The sequence below is a fragment of the Streptomyces sp. ITFR-21 genome (assembly GCF_031844685.1).
Classification (GTDB): Bacteria; Actinomycetota; Actinomycetes; order Streptomycetales; family Streptomycetaceae; genus Actinacidiphila.
The window spans coordinates 21,813-43,380 of sequence record NZ_CP134605.1; the positions used below are offsets into that span (position 1 = coordinate 21,813).

15 protein-coding genes and 1 pseudogene are annotated in these 21,568 nt (G+C 66.0%); 5 read left to right on the forward strand and 11 right to left on the reverse strand.

Annotation, left to right across the window (positions count from 1 at the left end):
* The first annotated feature begins 10 nt into the window (after positions 1-10).
* Entirely contained in the window at positions 11-331 is a 321-nt protein-coding gene (locus RLT57_RS00080) for a pentapeptide repeat-containing protein (RefSeq protein WP_311295275.1), read from the forward strand.
* A 38-nt stretch (positions 332-369) separates the two neighbouring features.
* Here RLT57_RS00080 and RLT57_RS00085 read toward each other — a convergent pair whose 3' ends face one another.
* From RLT57_RS00085 to RLT57_RS00110, 6 genes are all read right to left on the reverse strand, one after another.
* On the reverse strand, positions 370-1,575 hold the full coding sequence (locus RLT57_RS00085) for an IS256 family transposase (protein ID WP_311300510.1): 1,206 nt from the start codon (positions 1,573-1,575) through the stop codon (positions 370-372).
* 260 nt (positions 1,576-1,835) lie between these two features.
* A protein-coding gene (locus RLT57_RS00090) for an IS3 family transposase (protein WP_311295276.1) occupies positions 1,836-3,028 on the reverse strand; the annotation gives its coding sequence in 2 pieces (ribosomal slippage) (positions 1,836-2,764 and positions 2,764-3,028; 1,194 coding nt in all).
* Between the two features lie 374 nt (positions 3,029-3,402).
* Positions 3,403-4,125, reverse strand: coding sequence for a class I SAM-dependent methyltransferase (locus tag RLT57_RS00095; RefSeq protein ID WP_311295277.1), 723 nt, complete (start codon positions 4,123-4,125; stop codon positions 3,403-3,405).
* A complete protein-coding gene (locus tag RLT57_RS00100) occupies positions 4,122-4,523 on the reverse strand; it encodes a VOC family protein (protein ID WP_311295278.1) in 402 nt (133 codons plus the stop codon). Before RLT57_RS00100 ends, RLT57_RS00095 begins: the two co-directional genes overlap by 4 nt.
* A 359-nt stretch (positions 4,524-4,882) precedes the next feature.
* Entirely contained in the window at positions 4,883-6,100 is a 1,218-nt protein-coding gene (locus RLT57_RS00105; protein ID WP_399127734.1) for an IS4 family transposase, read from the reverse strand.
* A 228-nt stretch (positions 6,101-6,328) separates the two neighbouring features.
* Positions 6,329-7,705, reverse strand: a complete 1,377-nt coding sequence (locus RLT57_RS00110; RefSeq protein WP_311295280.1) for an IS1380 family transposase — start codon at positions 7,703-7,705, stop codon at positions 6,329-6,331.
* Between the two features lie 333 nt (positions 7,706-8,038).
* Between RLT57_RS00110 and RLT57_RS00115 the strand changes: the two genes are divergently transcribed.
* Positions 8,039-9,219 (forward strand): IS3 family transposase gene (locus RLT57_RS00115; RefSeq protein ID WP_311295281.1). Its coding sequence is split into 2 segments (ribosomal slippage): positions 8,039-8,303 and positions 8,303-9,219, totalling 1,182 coding nucleotides; the frame shifts between segments, so codons are not numbered across the junction.
* A 122-nt stretch (positions 9,220-9,341) separates the two neighbouring features.
* The gene (locus RLT57_RS00120; protein WP_311295282.1) at positions 9,342-9,668 is read left to right on the forward strand and encodes a hypothetical protein; all 327 of its coding nucleotides are present in this window, start codon (positions 9,342-9,344) and stop codon (positions 9,666-9,668) included.
* Between the two features lie 145 nt (positions 9,669-9,813).
* Here the strand turns inward: RLT57_RS00120 and RLT57_RS00125 are convergent, their stop codons facing one another.
* From RLT57_RS00125 to RLT57_RS00135, 3 genes are all read right to left on the reverse strand, one after another.
* Positions 9,814-10,593 carry a hypothetical protein gene (locus RLT57_RS00125; RefSeq protein WP_311295283.1) on the reverse strand — a complete coding sequence of 260 codons (780 nt, stop codon included), beginning with the start codon at positions 10,591-10,593 and terminating at the stop codon, positions 9,814-9,816.
* Between the two features lie 447 nt (positions 10,594-11,040).
* The gene (locus tag RLT57_RS00130; protein ID WP_311295284.1) at positions 11,041-12,006 is read right to left on the reverse strand and encodes a hypothetical protein; all 966 of its coding nucleotides are present in this window, start codon (positions 12,004-12,006) and stop codon (positions 11,041-11,043) included.
* A gap of 565 nt (positions 12,007-12,571) precedes the next feature.
* Positions 12,572-13,189, reverse strand: a complete 618-nt coding sequence (locus RLT57_RS00135; RefSeq protein WP_311295285.1) for a GNAT family N-acetyltransferase — start codon at positions 13,187-13,189, stop codon at positions 12,572-12,574.
* A 448-nt stretch (positions 13,190-13,637) separates the two neighbouring features.
* Here RLT57_RS00135 and RLT57_RS00140 point away from each other — a divergent pair, with 448 nt between their 5' ends.
* Together RLT57_RS00140 and RLT57_RS00145 are read left to right on the forward strand one after the other, a co-directional pair.
* Positions 13,638-13,763, forward strand: a complete 126-nt coding sequence (locus tag RLT57_RS00140) for a hypothetical protein (RefSeq protein WP_311295286.1) — start codon at positions 13,638-13,640, stop codon at positions 13,761-13,763.
* 39 nt (positions 13,764-13,802) lie between these two features.
* Positions 13,803-13,913 (forward strand): annotated as a pseudogene (locus RLT57_RS00145) (IS5/IS1182 family transposase); the annotation flags it as partial.
* Between the two features lie 471 nt (positions 13,914-14,384).
* Here the strand turns inward: RLT57_RS00145 and RLT57_RS00150 are convergent.
* Complete coding sequence (locus RLT57_RS00150; protein ID WP_311295287.1) at positions 14,385-20,375, reverse strand: DNRLRE domain-containing protein; 5,991 nt, start codon at positions 20,373-20,375, stop codon at positions 14,385-14,387.
* Positions 20,376-21,031: 656 nt separating this feature from the next.
* On the reverse strand, positions 21,032-21,463 hold the full coding sequence (locus tag RLT57_RS00155; RefSeq protein ID WP_311295288.1) for a restriction endonuclease: 432 nt from the start codon (positions 21,461-21,463) through the stop codon (positions 21,032-21,034).
* Between the last annotated feature and the right edge of the window lie 105 nt (positions 21,464-21,568).

Genomic DNA, 21,568 nt, shown 5'->3' on the forward strand with positions numbered 1-21,568 from the left:
ATTCGTGGCAGTGAGTTACCTGGAAGAGGCAACAGTGGGAAGATCAAATCTTCCCGAGACGATCTTGCGAGCCAACGCCGACGTAGGCGGATTAGAGCTGTTCGGTGCGATGCTGCGGGGGGAACAGCTGATCGGCGTGGATCTGCGCGGAGCGCAGCTGACCGCCTCGGAGCTATCCGCCGCTAACTTGACCCGCGCTGACCTGGCCGGCGCGAACCTGAGCCGGACGACCGTCCTGCGCGCGGATCTGACCGGCGCCAACTTGACCCGCGCAAACCTGCACGACGCGTATCTGGACGAGGCGAAGCTGACTGATGCGACGCTCAGGTAGGGTCTGTCAATTTAACGGCTGATCTTGGCTGTTGAGGTTCAGTTGTTGGCCGGGGTGAGCCGGCCTTCGAAGGCGATCTGGAAGGCGTTCAAGGGTGCCTTCCAGCGCATGGTCCAGCGCTTGCGGCCCTTGCCGGTCGGGTCCAGGCTCATCAGTGCCAGGTAGATGCACTTCAGGGCGGCGGCCTCGGTGGGGAAGTGTCCGCGGGCCCGGACGGCCTTGCGTATGCGGGCGTTGACGGACTCGATGGCGTTCGTCGAGCAGATGACTGTGCGGATCTCGACGTCGAAGGAGAGGAAGGGCACGAACTCGGCCCAGGCGTTCTCCCACAGTTTGATGATCGCCGGGTACTTCTTCCCCCAGGCGTCCTGGAACTCCCCGAAGCGTTCGGCCGCCGCGGCCTCGTTCGGTGCGGTGCAGACGGGCTTGAGCGCCTTGGCGATCTTGTCCCAGTCCTGGCGGGCCGCGTAGCGGAAGCTGTTGCGCAGGAGGTGGACGATGCAGGTTTGCACGATGGTGCGGGGCCAGACCGTCTCGACCGCGTCGGGCAGGCCCTTGAGCCCGTCGCAGACCAACATCAGCACGTCGTCCAGGCCGCGGTTCTTGAGCTCGGTGAAGACCTGCAGCCAGTATTTCGCTCCCTCGCCGCCGTCGCCGGCCCAGATGCCGAGGATGTCGCGGGTGCCTTCGACGGTGACGGCCATGACGACGTAGACGGGCCGGTTCGCGACCTTCCCGTCCCTGATCTTGACGTTGATGGCATCGACGAACAAAACGGGATAGACACGGTCAAGTGGCCGGTTCTGCCATTCGGCCATGCCCTCCATCACCTGGTCGGTGATCGTTGAGATGGTCTGCTTGGAGACCTCGGCGCCGTAGACCTCGGCCAGATGCGCGGAGATCTCCCCGTGGGTGAGTCCCTTCGCGGACAGCGACAGCACCATCTCGTCGACGCCGGTCAGCCGTCGCTGCCGCTTCCTGACGATCTGCGGCTCGAAGCTGCCCTCCACGTCCCGGGGCACCTTCACCTCGACCGGTCCGACATCGGTCAGCACGGTCTTGGACCGGGTGCCGTTGCGGCTGTTGCCGGTGTTCCGGCCGGCCGCGTCGTGTTTGCCGTAGCCGAGGTGGCCGGTGATCTCGCCCTCCAGGGCAGACTCCAGCACCCGCTTCGTCAGCTGTTGCAGAAGCCCGCCCTCGCCGGTCAGCTGCAGGCCCTCGTTCCGAGCCCGGTCGACCAGCATCGCGATCAACTGCTCGTCCGACGCGGCCACAGCGACCGGCTCAGCCACGGACTCGTGCTCGATGGTCATCTCACTCACTTGGCGTCTCCATGATCAACAGATCCGCCGTTTATTAGACACTCCCCATGCTGTTCCAGGTGGTTTTCCAGAAGAACAGGCCGGTCTCTAGGAATTCGATGCGGATGAAGGCCGTGATCCAACGGCGGACCTCCGTGGGGTCCTGAGGTGCCCTGAGTTTCGTGGAGTCTGCGATCGTGTGATCAAGCGGTCAGCGGGGCTTGCTCCAGTTGCGCCCAATACGCCTGTTCGTACTCGTCGGGCGGGAGGTAGCCGAGGGCGGAGTGGAGCCGTTCAGCGTTGTACCACGCGACCCACTGGAAGACGGCCCGTTCGACCTCGTCGAAGTCCTGCCATGGCCCCTGATGCTCGATCAACTCGGCTTTGAACGTGCCGTTCAGGGCCTCGGCCATCGCATTGTCGTAACTGTCCGCGACGGAGCCGACCGACGCCGAGGCGCCGACTTCAGCGAGACGTTCCGTATACCGAATGGACACGTATTGCGACCCTCTGTCGCTGTGGTGGATCAGGTCGGCGTCCTTCTTGATCCTCTGCCGCCACAGCGCCATCTCCAGCGCGTCCAGTGGCAGGTCGGTGCGCATGTGGGTGGCGGCCTGCCAGCCCACGATCCGGCGGGAGAACACGTCCAGGACGAAGGCGACGTAGACCCAGCCGGACCAGGTGCGGATGTAGGTCAGGTCGGCCAGCCACAGCCGGTTCGGGCGCTCGGCGGTGAAGCGGCGGTTGACCAGGTCCGGCGGGCGCGGGGCGGACGGTTCCGGGATGGTGGTGCGGCGCCGCTGGCCGCGGATGACGCCTTCGATGCCGAGCTCGCGCATCAGCCGCTCGACCGTGCAACGTGCCACCTGGTGGCCGGCGCGGACCAGCGCGCGGGCGACCCGGCGGGCCCCGTACGTCCGGCCGGAGTCCTCCCACACGGCCGTGACCAGCGGTTTCAGCTCTTCATCGCGCAGGCGGCGAGGAGACTTCGGCCGAGACTTGCGGGCGAAGTAGGTCGACGGGGACAGATTCAGCACCCGGCAGACGGGATCGACCCCGAGGCCCTCGTCGCGCAGGCGGTCGATCACCTGCTCGGCCTCGTCCGGGGACGGTCGATCTCCTGCGCAAAAAACACCGAGGCGGCCTTCAAAATCTCGTTGGCCCGCCTCAACTCGCCGTTCTCCTTCCGGAGTTCCTTCAGCTCATCCCTCTCGGCAGTGGTGAGCCGGTCGTCACGCTCACCGGCGTCCGCCTCGGCCTGGCGGACCCAGCCGCGCAGGGCTTCCTTGTGGATACCCAGGTCGCGGGCGACATGGGCCACCGGGCGGCCCGTGGAGCGGACCTCACGGATCGCGCGCTCACGAAGCTCATCAGGGTACTTACGGGGTGCTGGCATTGCTCGTGCCTCTCCTTACGCCCGGAATCGTAACCCAGGCTTCAAGAACTCCACAAAGATCAGTGCAGCTCACTATCAGCCCGAGCCGGATCGGCGATATCGCCCGCGCGCTTCACTGAGAAAACGCCACTGACCTCTTTCCAACACCGTGCCTCGGCTTTCGTTGCACGCGAAGGTGCCCTTGCCGGCCAACGTCGGAATCTCCCTGGCCGACCAGTTGGTATCGCCGGTTCAACCTCGGTCCTCCCCAAGCGAGGAGGGGAGGACCGCCCCCGCAGGCTCGGGGAGTACGCGTGCATTCGCTTAACGTCCGCTCGGCGGCCAATCAGCACAGGCCGCTGACAGATCAAAGCCGGCAACGCCGACACCCCGCCTCACGGACGGAGAGCAGTCGGTGAACCATGTATCGCCGATATGTCGCACAGCAGCATCTGCCGCCCGCGGCTACCGTCGCCGTCGGGCAGACGGCGGATAACCGCGCCCTCGATGCCGAATTCAGCGAAAGGCCGCCGCATCAAGTTATGCAATCGCAGACCGCCGGCGAACGTATCGCCGTTTCGACGTACTCTGGCATAGTTGGAGATCAGCAGGAGCCGTGCCCCGCTAGCGGCGACGTTACGCAAGCAGGCGATGACCTGGTCGTTCGTCAGGTGGATCAAGAGGTCGCGGACAATGATCAGGTCAGCCGGCGGCGGCGTCCAAGTTGTCAGATCGGCCTGTTTGAAGTGCCGGTTTGGACTAGCGTAGCGCTGGATGTTGGCGGTGATGAGATCGTCGACGATATCGACGCCCAGGTAATCGATCGTGTCGAGGTTGAGGCGCGCTAGCCAATTTAGGTCGCCGCACGGGACATCGACGATCGACGTGACCTTGAACTCATCGATCAATGACGGGAGTTGCGCGCGCAATACCTGCGTGCCGTTGGGACCGCCTAACGTTGAGCCCCAGCCAGAGCGGGACTCGGGGTTACCCCACAGATTGTCTCGGTAAATTCCGGTGAACACATCTTTGGATGCGGCGTCCAGCAGAGCCTGATCGCGAAGCTGCCGACGGATCCTTCCGCGAATCCTCGTGCGCCACCAGACATCGAGTGTCATGACTGCTCCGGGCAGTAGAGGAATTCCCACCGGCTGCCATCCGGGTCTTCCACGAACACTGCATAGTAACCGGGGGCATAGTCGGGATACTCCCTTGGCGGGAACACGATGGTCCAGCCGCCTGTGACGACGGCGTTGTGAACGTCCTCGACAGTCTGCCGGTCGGCTACCTCGACGGCCAAGTGCTGAAGACCAGCGCGGCCTTTGCGATGGGGCGAGGTGTCTGGGTCCTCAATCGGATATAGCAGCACCTCCGGTTCCTGCCCGCCCCATACGCAGATGGACTCGAAGGTGTGTGTGCGCCTGTAACCGAGCGGACCGAGGATGGCGTCGTAGAACTCGGTGGACTTGGTCAGGTCGGCGGCGGACAACGCTACGTGATGTAGACGGGAACGCAATTCAGGCTCTCCTCAGTTCGCCGATGTTGGTGGCGTGAGCGAAGCCGTTCGGCTTGGTCGACGCCGGTCGAGACGGCTTGGTTAGTCTAGCCTCAATACCAGTGACTTAAGGGATCGGGTCTTGGTTTCGTTGGACCTTGGTCGGTGGGTTGATCGGGGCGGTGCGCCAGTGCGGGGCGAGGGCGAGGGCTTCGGCGGGGTTGTTGGCAGGCCCGGTGCCGTGCCGGTGTGCGTCTCGTTTGACGCCGAAGTTGGACATCTTGCGTTTGACGACGCGTGGGTTGCAGCGTCTGCGGCGGGTGGGTAACCGGCGTGCGGCTATCTCGCGGAGGCCGTCGGCGAGGGCCGCTGCCAGGCGGTCAGGGGGAAAAGGCCGCCTGCGCGGTGACCTGGCGGCGGGCGAGGCGGATACTGCGGATGAAGGAGAGCTGGTCGGTGTCCAAGCCGGTTTGTTGGGCGGCGTCGTGCATCAGGGTGCGGATGGCGTGGTGGACCAGCAGATGGCCCCAGACCTCCTGCTCGACGCCGCCGGGTGAGCGGGAGCGCAGGACTTCGGCCGGGCCGCGCTGGTGGGTCTTGAGTTCGTCGAGCGCGGTCTCGATCTCCCACCGCTGGTTGTAGAGCGCGGCCAGTTCGAGGGCGGGTGCGGCCTCGTGGTCGAGGACCGTGGTGATCAGCCGGTAGGGGATCTCCTGCTCAGGCCGGCCGGGATCGTTGAGCGTGTACTCGATCACCCGCACCGTTTCGGGGTCGGTGCGTTTGCGGTGGTCCCTGGCTGTGACGATGTCCGACAGATACGAGCCGTCGGGAAGCTCTTCGCGGGCCGGCAGTACCTGATGGGAGCGGATCCGCCACAGCAGGTCCGCACCACCGGCCGCAGCCGCCCGCCACAGCTCAAGGCCGGTGAAGCCGCGGTCGGCCAGCAGCAGATCATCTGCGCCGAGGCGGCCGAACAACTCACGGGCCAGCACAGGCTCGGATGTGGTCAGCGGGCCCAGGGCTGCGGCGGTGATCGCGTGGGTGCCGCATTCGGCCAGCGCCACCACCCGCACCTGCGGGAACGCACACCGCGCGGTGCGGTGGGTCTTCGGACGCCCGAAGTACGCGGCGTTCTCCTGGCTGTCGGGCACGTCGAAGACGGTGCCGTCGATCGCCACCAGCCGCCAGCGGCCGTACCAGGCTCCCTGCGTCGACTCGGTCGCCAACGGCTTCGCCACCTGGCCGAACAGGACCTTGAGCGGTTCCGGCCCCAGCTTGGCCCGGGCCCGTGAGATCGCCGCCGTCGTGGGCACCTGCCAGGAACCGGACCAGCGTTGGGCCCATGCAAGCCCATGGGTCAGCAACCGTGCGACCTCTTCGTAGCCCTGGCCGGAGAACAAGCACATGGCGAGCACGAAATAGACCACCACCCGCGGCGGCAGCAGCCGATTGCGCTGCCCCTCCCGACCGCACTCGGCTACCGCCCGGTCCACCAGTTCCGGCGGAAACGACCGCGTCAGCAGCCCAACCGCGATGCGATCCGACAACCTCTCATCCGTCTCCGGCTTGATCTGACCCGGCCGTGGCATCCAAGGCACCTCCCGGCCGGACACCCTACCAGCCAAAACCTTAAGTCACTGGTATTGAGGCTAGCCTCGATCTTGCATGAGCCCTCGTTCGATGTTGACGGGGGCTTTTTGCTTGGCGGTTCTCGGTTCGTTCTGGAGATGGGCAGGCCGATGGTCCGACTGTCGTGTCGGGTGGGCGCCGGGTTCCACGGTTCCGGAGGCGGTCGGGTGCTCGTTGGAATGGGTCGTTGCCGCTGGTCAGCCGGGGTTCGGCAGGGCTTGGAGCCGGGTGAAGGCGCTGGTGATCACGTGGGTCCATGGCCAGTGGCGGGCCAGGCGGAGGATGTGTCGGCGGCCGGTGGTGACCAGGCGGGCGGCGGCGGAGAACAGTCGCAGGCGGAGCTTTTTGGGTTCCCAGCGGCGGGCGGTGCCGGTCAGGGCGAGCATCGGCATCCAGGCCAGGAGGTCCAGGGCGAGCTGGACGATCTCCAGCCAGATCCGGTTGCTCGTGGTGTGGTGGAGGGGGAGGTTGCGCAGGCCGGTGTCGCGGGCATTGCGGATGCGGTCCTCGGCGCGGGCGCGCTGGCGGTGCCGCAGCTCCAGGGCGGCGATCGGGCTGCCGGTGGTGTTGGTGGCGAAGCACGTCAGGCGCATGCCGTCGGCATCGGTGAACCGCAACTGGGCACCGGGGTGCGGTCTTTCTTTGCGGACGATCAGCCGTATCTCTGCCGGCCAGCCCTTCAGGACGTCCCCGGCCAGTTCAGCGACCCAGGCGCCATCGCGGACCTGGCCGCCTGGCTCGACTGCCGGGGTCCAGGCCGATCCCGGAACCTGTAGCACGGCATGGTGGATCGCGTCGGTGATGGTCATCCCGACCGAGTAGGACAGCCACCGGCCCCGCGTGGTGAGCCAGTTCAGGAACTCGTGGGTGCCGCCGGCTGAGTCGGTGCGGACCAGGGTCGAGCGGCCCCGCCGGTGGCGCTTGGGCAGTTGGGCCAGGGCCAGTTGTGTGGTGGTGATGTGGTCGGCGGCGGTGTTGCTGCCCGCGTTGCCGGGCCGCAGCAGGGCGGCCACCGGTTCCCCGGACCCGGCCGGGCCGTGGTCGACGAACGCGACCAGCGGATGATGCCCGAAGGTCTTCTTCCACGTCGCGGTGGCATCCTGTTTGTCGGAGTGCGCCAGGACCAGCACCCCGTCGATGTCCACGGTCACCTGCCCGTCCGCGTTCGGGGCATCGGCACCGGCCAACATCCACACCCGTTCGCGGACTTCGGCCCTGGCCCGGCGGATCGCGGTCAGCGCACGAGGACCCGCCCCGGCCAGGGTGTCCACCAGCCTGGAGACGGTCGGGTCGGAGGCCACCAGCCCGAACAGGCCGGGCTCGGCCCGCAGCATCGCCACATCGGACAGGCAGTCCCCGCCCAGCGCCACCGCCAGAGCGACGTCCAGCAGGATCTTGCCCGGGTCGTGCACGGCCCGGGGCCTGCGCCACGGTGCCAGTGCGGCCGATATCGCCGTGTCCAGCCCCGTCCTGCGGATCGTTTCCGCCAGCAGCACCCCACCGGCCTGCGAGACCACCGTGCCCCCGCCGTCCCGGACGTGGACACGCGGATACGGCCCGATACGCTTACTCACCTGGAGAGTGCTTCTTTCCTGCGACTGACTGGACCCTAGACAAGTCCCATCGTTGCAGGTCAGCGGCACTCTCTACTTATTTGATCAAGGACCGGACAAGCCCCTCGCGAAAGCACGAGGCTAGGACGCGCGGACGACGCCACGGCCGTCGCGCAGCGCAGCGGACAGCCACACCTCCCGCAGGAGCTCACCGAGCTCCGGAACTCTATAGAGACGATCACGTTGGCGTGGACTCGAAGGCAGTGGTCGGAGACCTCTGCCCCTGAGGTGCCCCGAAGCTTCCGGACAGGGACCCAATAGGGTTGTCCTGTCAAGGAAACGAGGAAGCACGAAGTGGCGCCACCCAGTAAGTACACCCCGGAGTTCCGTGAGGAAGCTGTCCGGGTCGCACTCCAGTCCAGTAGGACCATCTCTGAGACGGCCCGCGAGCTCGAATTGAACCCGGAGACGCTCCGGGGCTGGGTGAAGAAGTACCAGAAGCAGAACGAGCCAGCGGCAGGTTCGCCGTTGACGCTAGATGAGCGGGCACGCCTGAAGGAACAGGACCGGCGTATCCGTGAACTGGAGATGGAGAACGTCTTCCTGAAAAAATGCGCGGCGTACTTCGCGAAGGATCCCCGGTAGCGAGCAGGTACGAGTTCATCGAAACGATGCGGCTCGACACCACGGAGTACGCGCATCCCGTCGAGTTCATGTGTGAACGGCTCGACGTGTCCAAGTCCGGCTACTACGAATGGCGGAACCGCCCGGATTCTGCCACAGCCCAGCGGCGCGAGGAATTGAAACTGCTCATCAAGAAGGCATTCGACATGTCGGACAGCACCTACGGATACCGGCGCGTCCACGCCCAGCTCGTCCGCTGGGGCCGCCCCGCCGGCCTGGAGCTGGTCCGCCTGCTGATGCGTGAGCTGGGTCTGGTGCCCTGCCAGCCCGAGCCGAAGCGGTGGTCGCTCACCCAGGCCGCAGCCAGCGACGTGCCGGACCTTGTCAGCCGGAACTTCACCGCCGACGCGCCCGGCGAAAAACTCGTCGGCGACATAACCTACGTAAAAACCGGAGAAGGATGGCTTTATCTCGCGACCGTCATCGACTGCTGCACGAAGGAAGTCATCGGCTACGCGATGGACGACCACTACCAAACTCCTCTCATATCCCAGGCCATCCGCAACGCGGCGCGGAACAGGAAACTCGCCGACGGTGCAATATTCCACTCCGATCGCGGATCGAACTACATGTCCGCCGAGTTCGCGGCGACGCTGAAACGGTTCGGACTCCGCCGGTCATCCGGACGTACCGGCGTCTGCTGGGATAACGCGATGGCGGAATCATTCTTCGGCGCTCTGAAGAACGAGCGGGTTTCCCGCGTGACGTACCCGACCCGAGAGGACGCCCGACAGGACATCACCCGATACATCGAACTCTGGTACAATCACAAACGCCTCCACTCGGCTGTCGGATACCGCCCACCGCGAGAAGTTCACGCCGAATACATGGAGTTTCGTATAGCCGCGTGAAATAAACTGTCAGATCACTGTCCGGAAAATGCGAGGCCCCTCACCCTCAGCCGAGTGCAGTGGAGTTGGAGATGCGCCGACTGCAGGAGGCCGGCCGCCGGGACGAAGCCGTTGAGTACGCCATGAGCGCTGCCCGCGAGGGTGACATCGAGGGCCTGGAGGAGGCTCTCCGGCTCTTGGAGGAAGCCGGGCAGCAAGAACGAGCCGAAGGCATCACGATCAGCTACACCAGTATCCCCTACCTTCTCGGGGATCTCGTCCAGATGCGGGTACGGGCAGGAGACCAGGCGGGAGCCGAGCAGTTAGCCCGCGGAGCCGTGAACGGCGGCCACCCGGACGCACTGTATGAGCTTGCCCGAGTGCGGGAGAGCGCCGGGCGTCCCGACGAGGCCAAGGCGATCAGACGGTACGGGCTGACAGCGGACGGATCTCCGTCTGCTCCGTGGTGACACCGGGGTCTCCTTGCCCCTCGCGCCACGCCGCGGGGTGCTCAGACTTGGTATGTCACCGACGAGCGAGGCACGTCTGTGCTGATTGACGCTTCCTCAGCAGTGATCATTTCTTGAGGCCCTGCCCGTGCACGAGGCCTCAGTTTTATTCAAGGCTACGCGGCCGCTTCTCAGGACCAGTCAGACGAAGCATCTCTATGATCTGCTCGTCCCTCCCGAGAATATTTCCAAGTTCAGCCAATTTCTCATCGTCAAGAAACGATGGTTTCGCCTTAAGCGCCTTAACGACGTTAGCAATTTGTTGAGGCGTGAGCTCGTCAACCGTGCGTTTCAGTTCCACAAGGCCATCATCATCTTTGATGCGGGCAGCGGAAACTATTCTTATCTGCTCCTCACTGAATGCCTTAGCCACTAGAGCCAGCAGAAGGCGCGCCCGCGCTTCTGCACTGCTCATGCTGGCTCTATACACCTCGGGCAGGGCAACCACTCCTTGCGAGGAATCTACGACTGTAGCCTCAAGCACAGTCGACGCCTCGCCAGCGGCAGGTTGGCTATCGGTCACGCGAGTTTTAGAAAGTCTGTTCCACCGAGACTTGATGACCGGAAGTGCCTTGTTCCACCATCTCTTGACGTGTGGGTAAGCCTCGGCGACAAAAATAAGCAACTCAACGAGATCAGAGATCGTCTCGACAAGGTCGCTGTGCTCATCCGAGCGTGAATCCGAACTGTTCCCGTCGGTGATATAAATGAAAACTGGCGGCGGGTCAGCTTGTGAACCATCATCGTTCTCGTCGTCGGGAATGAACGTGCCGTGGTCTACCAGGCGTCCCTGGTCATTGTAGAGATTTTGATGGAGGCCGCCGTCCTTTGATCTCCCAGGAGTCAGGCCATCAGAGTATTCAAAACGACCTTTGATACTAGGCATTTGACACCCCCAGCCTGCAGGCGCGCGGCCGTTCGGCGAGGGCGATCAGTTCATCGGGAGCCATGCTCCGACTGTACGTGCGACCGCCGACGTTCCCGCAGGGAACCGCAACGTTCATTGACGGGCCTCGGTGACGTTCGTGGCGCACCAGTGGGTTGGCTCGCTTCGACTGAGCCGAGCTCGGCGGAAGCCGTTCTTGTCGATCTTGAGGTGGACGCGGCGGCGGCCGAGGGTTCAGCCCTGGAAGCCCCACGCTGCGGCGCCGTCCCGGCGCCGAGGGCGGCGGCCGCGGTGTGGGTGGGAGCAGGGGCGATGAGACTGGGGTGGCGGGCTGCCCGGTGCAGCGGATCCGGTCTGGAGGCAGGCGACGCAACGGAACGGTCAGTACACGGTACGAAACAGGTGGGAGCACGCCTCACACAGACTGCGCAGCCAGTGCTGCCCGCCTCAGCCCTCGAGAAGATCACCATCGCTGAGAGGGAAGATTCCCGGCATCATGCCGCTGGCACGGGGTAGATCTCGCCAATCAAATGCCCCTTCCATGACGGGCTCTTCCCGCCAATCGTCCCCATCATCCGTGCTGCGGTAGACCTGGTGTAGGAAGTTGGGCAGTTCGTCGCGGCCCTGGCGGATTGGGCGGAGCCGATCAACTTGAGGAAGGGTCCAGTCCGTAGCGAAAAGTGTGCCGTCGGAATGGAGTGTTCGGTCCTGACGAGGGGTGTGGCGGTCGAGCAGGCGCAGGATGTCGTTGCGAAGGCCAGGAATGCTGCCGCGTCGTGACGCTCTCTCAACGCGCTGCAAGACGGGTGTGAGTACCCCAAGCGTCACGCCGAGCGTGGCGAAGCTGGCCACGACGTAGTCGCCCAGGAGCTGTGGTTGCTGGTGAGCGAAGGCGTCCAGAAACGGCGCGTAGTAGGCCAGGATGTGCCGATCTGGGTCGACGGGAAGGTCGATCGCATTCGGGGCAGCCTCGTCGGGGTCGATCGCCGTCAGACGCATGGCTCCACGAGGGGAGGGGAAGTCCACCGCGCTCGCGTAGGCGATCTTCGGTATGTGGCCACCGATGGTCTTGACCGTCCGTTTCTGTATCTCCATGACTTTGCGCAGGTCGCTCGTCAGACGGCCGGAGCGGCCCTTGGCCTCTGCGACGACGTAGCCCCCGGAGGTCCGCTCGCCGAAGAAGTCTGCTCGGCTATGGCCTGGAGTGAAGATGAGCCCGTAAGTGCTGGCGTAGCGGGCGACATGCATGAAGAAGCGGACGGACAATTGCGTCTCTGCGAAAATTTGGCACATGGCCTGCCCCAGGGTGTAGGACAGCATGCCCTTCTCGGAAGGATCGAGCTCTTGGGCGAGGTCGGTGCGTGTGATGCGACAGACCTGCCCGTCGTCGGTCCAGCTGAGGTAGGCGGGCATGGCTGCCACCCTGTGGCACCACTCGTATGTCGATGATCTCGCGTGCTTCATCTGGTCCTTCGGCGCTCTGCCCGTGATGAACAGAGCACGCGCCAAAGCCTGTGGTGTGATCTGCAGGTCCTGGCAAGCAGGGACGCCAGCGTCTGCCGGGAATTGCGTGGCAGTGGTGCGGACTTGGGCGGGGCCGTTGGGAAGCATCGTCGCCATTCGAAGGTCAGGGCCGTCAGACGCAACGGCCGCGAGGAGCGTTGTTCCGGCTCTCTCTATCACTCCAGCCGGACAGGGAAGCCCAAAGCATCTGGTGGCGGAAGGAGTTCCTGTGGTGCGCACACGCGTGAGCGTTGCGGGCAGAGGGCGGGGCGCGAACCGCCAGGGGTCACGGCGCCGGCGCAGCACCAATGGGCTCGGCCAGGACCAGTGCGTCACAGGCAGCCTCGGTGAGCCGGTCCGACGGTCACCTGCCGCGTGCACACCATCGGCAGAAGAACGTCAGACTCGGTCCCGCCCCGAGATGAAGCGGTACGCCGGTCAGGAGGGTCCCAACGTCGACGGCCTGCCCGGGCCGCTACACGTTGAAGCCCTGCCGCGCGTAATACGGCCCCAGATCGCGCCCGGTGTCGAACTCGCCGAACAACAGCGTGAAATCCAGTTGCCCGTACAACTGCACGCACCGGTTGAGCAGCGCGGCTCCGATCCCACGCCCGCGTACGTCCTCCGACACCGCGACCGCCTTGATCTTCGCGTACGTCAGCATCGACATCAGGATCTGCTGCCGGGACACCGGTAACCGGGATAACCCAGAGACAACCGTGCCGGACGGGACCCCCAGCAGCGCTCCGGTCACCTGCCCGTCGCTGTCCCGAGCAACCAGCGGCAGGGACAACTCGTCTGCCGCAGACTGGAGATCACCGGTCGCCATCGCCCGAACAAGCGGCTCGCCCAAGTCAGCGCCCGCCGGGGAATCCAGCAGCCACGTCCCGCATCGCCCTCGAGCAAGCGCTTCAAGATGACCGGTCTCCAGGTCGTCGGCGGCCGCCTTCAACAAGGTGGTTACCGTGCCGGCCTCCTCCGGAACGGCGAACCCGATCCGCATCCCCTCCGGTCCGGGCACACCGTCAAGCACCTGCTGCCTCGTCAGCCAGATCGACCCCGCCGAAGAACCCGTCTCCTTCGTCTTCTTCACTCGCCATCTCCGAGAACTACCCCCCGTCTCACCGCCGGACTCCGTGACGAGGCCCCCGCCGTCACGCAGTTCGTACCGCGAGCTCGACAGGCGGGAGTCGTTCCCGGCCTGCCTGCCCAGCGCGTAGAAAGCCCACTACCTCGGCCTGTGCCCTTGCTTCTCTTCGGAAGTCGCCACAGGCGCGATCCACCAGACCATTCCCTGAACAGCACAAATCCAGCTACCCGGACCACGCAGCTACAAGGAAATCCGGCGCCGATGACTACATTCCGAGACGATCACTAATTCTGCAGCTCAGAGCCTCTACAGAACCCAAAGCTCCCTCGAAATCCCAGCTCAGAAACGTGCTACACCACATCAAAAATCCTATAACGATCACTAGATGCCGAGGTCAGTACATCAACGACCCAGTGATCGCCAGCAGATTTGTCATAATGCTCCGCGCGCGATGGCGACCTGGCGCAACCTCGCGGTCGGCGCTCTCCGGCTCAGCGGCGTGAAGAACATCGCCGCCGGGCTCCGCCGCAACGCGCGCGACGCCCGCCGATCCCTCGAACTCCTCAGCCTCACATGATCACAAAACGGACGGCCGCCAACTACGCCGAAGCCCTGGGCCACCCTCAAGAACTGGCGACTCCTGCGTAAGCTCCGATGCTCCACCACCCGGATCACCGCCCTCGTCAAAGCCGTCCTCACCCTGCATTTGGCCAGCTCAGAGCGATGATGGAAAAGGCTCAGTGGCTTCGTGCCGAAACGGGCGGGCTGCCCGGGTGTTCCTCCGTGGAACACCCGGGCAGCCGACGCGTTCCACGATTCCATGGCGCCTGTTTGTGTGATTCCCAGCCATTCCCAGATATTCCAAGACGATCCGAGTCGCGGCGACTCCGAGAACGAGCGGGGAGAGGCACTAGCCATCGCGCCGGTCCCTGCTTTACTAGTCGTCCATCCTACCGGTGAAAAGCGCCCACAAGAGATACGTGGAGACAAGTGCAAAGCCGGCAGGCCAGACGTACCACAGGGCTCCTCCGGAATGCCGCAGGAATCCAAATATGCTCACGGCGGTACTGATTGAAAGCCCGGTCCAAAATGCGCCACGCTTATCCGGGTCGATCCGATTTTTCAATTTCATGGCCAACACCCCCCTTCAGCAGGTTTCGGGTGCCGCGACCGCCTTGCGGTCACGGCACCCATTATTCTACTTCAGTTTCGTGAACTGTATGCGGAAATAGGCCCAGGGGATCCATCTGTAGGGCTTATAGATTCCGATTCTGACCTTGATTCCCTTTTTCCCGACGTGGGCGAGAATAGCCGCTCCCAGACCTGCGGCACTGACCCCCAGGTAGTACAGAGCGTGCACCGCCCACCCTGGGAGCACAACGCCAGCAATATCCTGCAGTACCGCCGCTACGCCGCCACCCTTAATTAGTCGCTTGGCAACCGCAATCGCCGTCTTTTTGTTGAGTTTGAAAGTCTTCCTGAGAACCCAACTCCCCTTGCCGGTGAGGTCAAGGCAATTGATGGGGTCGGCGGTGCAGTAGTCGTAGGCGTTGGCGTTGCCACCGGGGATGGGGTCCGTGCTGAGGAATCGGCCGGTGGTGGGGTCGTAGAGGCGGACTCCCATGAGGGTGGCGCCGGTGATGGTTTCTGATGAGCGTTGTTTGCCGCCGAGCCAGCCATAGCGGGCAGCGAAAGTGCCTGATTCGGGGTTCCCGAATTCGTCGTAAGCCAGGGCGACGGGTGCCTGGCTGCTGTCGAGGGGCAGTTGGACACTGACCTCGCCGTGGAGGTCCGTCAGCTGGAGGATGGTGCCGCCGGTTGCGGTTGTGGTTGCGTCGAGGTCCCCATCCGGTCCTTGAACTTCGCGAGTGATGGTGCCAGCAGTGTCCTCAGCAGTCCAGTCAGGGCTGTCGGTGTCGCTGCCGTAGTGGTTGGTTTTGGTGCCGGTCTGGGTCCAGGTGCCGGTGGTGTTGGTTTCGGTGGTCCAGGAGGCCAGGCGCTGGGCGGCGTCGAGGGTCCAGGTCTGGCGACTGGTGCCGCCTGCTGAGGTTTGCTGGTGGACGAGGTCGTTGGTGTAGTAGCCGATCGTGGCGCCGGTGGCCTGGGTGGTGGTGCGGCCGAAGGCGTCATAGACGGTGCCGGTGATCGTGAGGCGATCGGCGCTGTCGTAGGTGTAGGTGGTGGTGGCCGGGGTTCCGGCGGTGCCGTCGGGGTTGTCGGTGGTGGTGGTCAGGCCGGTGCGGTTGGTGTTGTTGTCGAAGGCGTAGGCGCGGTGGGTGGTGGCGTCGGACTGGGCGTCGTCCACACTGGTGAGACGGCCGGCCGCGTCGTAGGCGTATGCCTGTTCTCCGGTGTCGGAGGCGTGGGTGGCCTGCTGGTCGTTGACGGTGTCGCCGGCGGTGTCCTCGGCGACGGTCAGCCCGTCGCTGGTACGGGTGTAGGTGCGGGAGGTGTCCGCGCCAGTCTCGTCCGTGGTAGTGGCGAGGGTGTAGCCGCCGGGCAGGGTTTCGGCGGCCAGGTTGCCGTCGGGGTCGTAGGTGGCGGTGAAGGTTCCGGCGATGGAGTCGGTGCGGGAGGTTTCCAGGCCGCGGGGATCGGTGGTGGTGTCGTAGGTGTAGGTGGTGGTGGACGGTGCGGAGTCGGTGGTCTTGGTGGGACGGTCTCGGGCGTCGTACCAGGTGGTGGCGGTGTTGCCGGCGCCGTCGTTGTAGGAGATCTGCCGACCCAGGACGTCGTAGGCTTGGGTGATGGTGTGGCCGCCGGCGGTGGTGGTGGCCACCTGACCGTTGGCCGGGTCGTAGGTGGTGTTCGTGTCAGGCACCGCAGTACCCGTTCCACCGGTCACCGCGACGGTGATGACGCGCCCGGCACCGTCGTAGGTGGTCGTGGTGGTCAGCGTGGTGCCGTTCGCGACCTTGGTGACGTGGGCGGTGTTGCCCCACGCGTCGTATTCGGTGGTTGTGGTGGGCAGTTGGGTGGGGTTCGAACCGCCACCGGTGATGGCGCCGGCCGGGCCGGTCGAACAGACCAGGTCCGCCCATTCGGGGCGGCCGTTGCACGCTCCGGTGCCGGTCGCGGACCAGTACGTGGTGACCGTGGCACCGGCGTCGGTGCCGTTGGACTTGGGCAGGGTGGTCTTGATGACCCTGCCCTGCGAGTCGTAGCTGGTGGTCTTGACCAGGTTCAGGCCGGCCAGGTCGGTGACCGTCTGGGTGGGCAGGCCCTTGACCCAGTCGTAGCCGGTGGTGGAAACCCGCTGGTCGGCATTACTGGGGTAGGCGTCGTCGCTGCCGGTCTGGAAGACGTCGGCGCCGGTGGTGACGGTGGTGGCCTGGTTGTTCGTGGTGGCGGTGCCGTCGGTGGGACGGCCCTGGTCGTAAGCAGTAATCGTGTGCCGGCGGGCCGGGACCACGCTGCCCGCGGGCAGGTCGGTACCGCCGGCGGCCGCGTGGAGGATGCCGGCCAGGGTGACCGTGTGCAGAGGCCCGTACTCCTCCAGCTCCCGCTGCCCGGTGGTGGCCGGGTCGGTGTCCTTGTCGGTGCCCGCGTCCGCCGCGACGCTGCTGGTGTTGAACACCGAGGTCGTCGACAGCGCCTGCGCGCGGTCGGCCGTGGACAGGCCGTCGATGCCGAGCTGCTGCAGCTCGGCCAGCCCCGTGCCGGTGGTGGACAATGCGAGTTCGCGGTTGGCGGCGGTCAGTTCGCGGACCGTGTTGCCGTACCGGTCGTATTCGGTGGTGGTGATGTGCCCACCAGGGGTGGCGGTGTTGACCTCGCGGCCGGAGCCGTCGGTGTAGGTGACGGTGGCCTGCAGGTAGTCGGCCGCCGTCAGGGCGGTGCCGTCGTGCGAGGCCGGGGTGGTCTCGCCGGAGACGGCCGGCGGGATGACCGCGGTGGCGTCCGCGGGCGCGTCCGCCTGCCCCCACGCGGCGACATCGGTAGGCGCCATGGAGTTCGGCGCGCCGCTGCCGGTGAGGGGCACGTTGTAGACGATGCTGGTGGTGGCGGTGCCGCCGTCGGTCACGCTGGCGCTGCCCGGGGTCAGGGTGGGGCGTGAAGCCGTGACCAGCATGCCGTCGCCGGCCGTCGCGGCGGAGCCGACCCTGTCGTAGGTGAATGTCCAGGGCAGCTGGCCGGGGTCGGCCTGGGTGGCGATCCGGCCGGCGCTGTCGTAGGTGTAGACGGTCTTGAGGCTGGGGCTGATCCTCGGGTCCCACGCCTGCCGCAGCTGCCCGGCGTTGTCGTAGAGGTACTGCTCCACCGTGGTTCCCGTGGACGCGGACGCGCCGGGGGCGGTGGACCACTCGCGGATCTGCTGCACCTGCCCGGCGATGTTGCCGAACGCGGTAGCGGTCGCGGTCGTGGTCGCGGCGTAGACGTACTCCAGGACCCGGCAGCCCCTGGTCGCCGGGCTGGTCTGGCAGGCCGACGCCGCCACCGCGCTGGTGGGGGCGATCACGTACTTCGGACGGCTCTGCCCCGCGGCCGCCACGGGGTCGGGCACCACGGTGGTGGTGGAATTGTCGGTGGCCAGCTTGGTGGTGGACACCTGCCACGTGGTGCCACCGGCCGGCTTGGTGAAGGTGGTGGTGGTGCCGTCGGTGTCGGTCAGCGTCAGCGTGCTGCCGCCGATTGCCCCGGTCAGGGTGAGGTCCTCCGAGCCCGGCTCGGGCGTCCACGTCCCGGCTGCCGCGTTTTTGACGGTGAATCCGGTCGGGTCGCCGTCGACGTCGACCAGCGCGACGGAGGTGGTTGAGGTGGGTGGGGTGGGGTGGATGTAGGACCAGTCGGAGCCGGTGATCTCCGCGGTGGTGCCCGCGGTCCACTGCGGTCCGAAGATCGCCGCCTGACCGGCTTGTGCGGCCCCGTTGGCCGGACGCCGCGACGACGCAGTACGCGTAACCGTCATGTCGAAGGCGGAGGCGTCGGTGGCACTCAGCGTGGCGTCACCGGTCAGGGCGTTCACCGACGCGGGACCCGCGTCCACCGTGGGTGCCTGGCCGGCATTGCGGTCAACAGTGACCGTGCTGGGCAGGGAGTTGCCGCTGGTGGTCCCGTCGGTGAACACCGCCCGGACATCCACCGGCCCGTCGGGCAGGCTGGTGGTGATGTTCCATGTCAGACCGGGCGGGACACCGGCCGGGGCGGCCAGCGGCCACGCGGCCACGGCCGCACCGGTGGTGGTGACGGTCACGTCGGCGGTGGGGACGGGCTTCCAGGTGGGGTCGGCGGCGCCGAACCGGTACTGGTAGGTCACCCCGGTGTAGCCCTTGGCCGGGTCGGAGGACGCGGTCAGGCTCACCCGCCGGGCCGGCCGGTCACCGGCACCCGGACTGTTCAAAGAGGCCCCGGAGCCGGCGTAGAAGACGTACGAGGTCAGCGCGGATATGTTGCCGGCCTTGTCGTGGCTGGTGGCATAGAGCGTGTGCTTGCCCTGCCCGAAGCTGAGGGTCTGCGTCACCGGCGCGCCGGTGGTGGCCTGGGTCGGCAACGCGGTGTCGTCCAGCTTCGACACCACCGAGGCCACGTCCGAGGCGGGCGGGGTGAAGGTGAAGGACCCCGAGAACTGGTTGTTCGCGTCAGGCGCGCCGGACCAGGCACCGGCCGGGAAGTCGGAGGATGCCACCGCGGTGACCGCGGGTGGGGCGGTGTCGACGGTGAAGGTGTTCCAGGCTGGCCAGGTGGCACTGCTGTCCGTGCCGTCCCGTGCCAGGGCCCGCCACTTGTAGCTGCCCTGCGCCAGCGCGGGGGCGGTCCACGACGCGGTAGACCCCTGCGAGACCGGCGGCGCGTCACCGTTGCTGATCATGGTGGTGCCGGCGGAGTTCCACACCTCGAAGTGCAGGGTCAGTTGGCCGCCGTCGGCGTCGGTGGCCTTTGCCTGCAGCGTCGGCGTGGTGTCATTGGTGGCTGCGCCGTTGACCAGGGCCACCAAGGTGGCCTGGCTGGGGATGGAGTTGTAGTTGACCACCAGCTTCGGCGCGAACCCGGCCGTGGTGTAGTTCGCCGAGCGGAACCTACGCCAGGTCGTCGGATCGGTCTCGTCCGCGGAGCGGACCTGGATGCCGTCGTTGGCAGCGCCGTTGGCCCAGTCCTGCACCATGCCGGTCAGCGTCCAGTTCGACCAGTTCGCCGGACACGAAGAGTCAAATCCCCAGTGACCGGTGTTGGACGCCATGTTCGTCGTCGTGGTCGAGGGCTGCGTGCCCCAGGTGATCGAGGTGGTGTCCAGGGCAGAGGTGATCCGCCGCGCCTGCGTCGGAGCACCGGTCGTCGCGCAGGTCGCGGAGTAGTACGAGTACAGCGACATCGTCGCGCCGGTGATGTGCTTGCCCCCGAACTTCGAGACGTCGAACTTCAGGTACGAGCGGGCCACGTCGGTGCCGGTGTCGTAAGTGCCCGACTTCAGCTCTTCCGAACTCAGCTGCGTGTCCGGGTAGTCCGGGGTCTGTACCCACGTGTCCGTGGTCACCGCCAGAGTGGACGACGGGTCGATCATCACCGGATACGTCAGACCCTGCGCGAAGAACCCGGGGTCCGGGGTCAGCACCAGCGTCGTCGACCCGTCAGTGCCGGTATCGATACTGGTCGCGACCTCCGCCTGATGGGCAGGCTCGCCCGACGCAGGATTGAGGGAGGAGTCCCACATGTGCGGGGCCGCGGCCTCCACGACCAGCTTCCCGGCCGGGTCCTTCAGCAACAGCTGGCCTGTGCCGGGATCCTTCGTCAGGGACAGGCCCTTCAGCGTCAGCGGAATCCGGTACGACACCGGCGCCACCGGTGCGGACGCCAGCACCACCGACTGCTCAAAACCCTGCGCCAGAGCCCGCACCGTCAACAACGCGCCGCCACCCATGGCATATGTCGCGGTGTTCCCGTCCACCTGCGGCGGCGGCAGCATGCCCGACCACTGCAGTCCGAACGACTTCGACCCGTCCGTCACCGACGCCAGATCCGTATCCCCGCCACCGGACACCGCCACATCCGCCGCCGCCTGAGCCGGCTTGAAGTCCGCACCGGCATCCACCAGATCGGTGTCGATGTCCTTCCACGAACCATCAGCCTGCTTCACCCGCACCGGACCCGCGTACGCCTCCGTGCTCATCGAGCCATCGGCCTCGACGAACGTCGAGGAGTCCGCGGTCCGCTCCGACAGTGCCTCGATCCGCCGCCCCTGCAACCGCGCCATCAACCGCGCCGACGCCACATCCGACGCCTCAGCAGGACCCAACGCCGCCGCATGCCCCGGCACCACAGCCGGTGCCTGCGCCGGGGCCGCGGCAACCGCTACACCGGACTCCCCCACCACGGTGGCAGCCCCGACAGCCAGAGCCATCACCACCACACCCGACACCCGCCGCAACCACCACGACGACACCAACCCCGAACGTCTGCCCGGCACACGACGCCGGGCAACCCCCCACCTACCAACCACAAGAACCCCCTCGGCAGTTGAAAAACTCACAACTCGAACGAGGGATCTTCACACAGCCAACACACAGAACGGAACGGGTATGAATGCCCCCAAGTCACCCGGCATCCAACGGGGTAAACGAGGGGTCAAAGTCCGGCATGGACTTCGTTCCCATATGAGAGGAACAAGTCAACTTAACCGCAATAAAACAGGCACCGCCTGTGCTACCTCAGCATCGAAACCTGATACGAACGTGATCAATGACACACTCGGTGACGGCAGAACCACTGCCAACGTGCAACTCTTCAGCGCTCTCCGCCCGAACTTTCCTCAACCACAGAACACACGCCCCGACGAACATGCGGAGGCACCGAAGCCGCACAGCGGCACCCCGAAGGGCCACACCCGATGCAGTTGCGTCCCCGGCCGGGTCAGCGCGGTGCGGAAGAGATCCCGGGCCCGCTGCCGGAAGGTTCAGTACGGGGAGGCGAAGGAGTTTCCGTGAGGCGGTCCAGTCGCTCGTACAGCGCCCGCACCAGCCGCGCGCGGTCCTGGACGCACGCCGCTGATCCCTGCGCCGGCACGGACAGCCGCCGCTCGGTCTCCCGCAGGACGACCTCAGCCAGGGCCTGGCGGCCGTCGTGGTGCGCCAGTCGGGCGGCGCGGCGCTGGACGTCGGCGGCCACGGCGCGGGCGTGGCCGGTCAGTTGCAGGGTGATCTGCTCGCAGTCGCAGCGCGCGAGGTCCGGGGTGGTCCACGCCAGCACGGCGGTGACGAGCGCCTCGTACGGGGCGCGGTCGAAGGGGAGGCCGGCCTCGATCAGGCCCGCTGGGTCGCACAGGACGGTGCGCGGCCTGCTCATGGGTGTCCTGCTGCGTCACCGTGGCCGCCGGCTGTACCGCCGCCGTTGGGTTCGGTGATGCCTTCGAGAAAGCGGGCGAACCCCCGGTCGGCGAGGGCCAGCAGG

What these genes read in the sequence shown, in the direction of transcription:
- RLT57_RS00085 (WP_311300510.1), bottom strand. Translation starts at nt 1,575, where the DNA reads ATGCTGGTCGACCGGGCTCGGAACGAGGGCCTGCAGCTGACCGGCGAG.
- RLT57_RS00095 (WP_311295277.1), bottom strand. Translation starts at nt 4,125, where the DNA reads ATGACACTCGATGTCTGGTGGCGCACGAGGATTCGCGGAAGGATCCGT.
- RLT57_RS00120 (WP_311295282.1), top strand. Translation starts at nt 9,342, where the DNA reads ATGAGCGCTGCCCGCGAGGGTGACATCGAGGGCCTGGAGGAGGCTCTC.
- RLT57_RS00125 (WP_311295283.1), bottom strand. Translation starts at nt 10,593, where the DNA reads ATGCCTAGTATCAAAGGTCGTTTTGAATACTCTGATGGCCTGACTCCT.
- RLT57_RS00130 (WP_311295284.1), bottom strand. Translation starts at nt 12,006, where the DNA reads ATGCCCGCCTACCTCAGCTGGACCGACGACGGGCAGGTCTGTCGCATC.
- RLT57_RS00140 (WP_311295286.1), top strand. Translation starts at nt 13,638, where the DNA reads ATGGCGACCTGGCGCAACCTCGCGGTCGGCGCTCTCCGGCTCAGCGGC.
- RLT57_RS00150 (WP_311295287.1), bottom strand. Translation starts at nt 20,375, where the DNA reads ATGGCGCGGTTGCAGGGGCGGCGGATCGAGGCACTGTCGGAGCGGACC.
- RLT57_RS00155 (WP_311295288.1), bottom strand. Translation starts at nt 21,463, where the DNA reads ATGAGCAGGCCGCGCACCGTCCTGTGCGACCCAGCGGGCCTGATCGAG.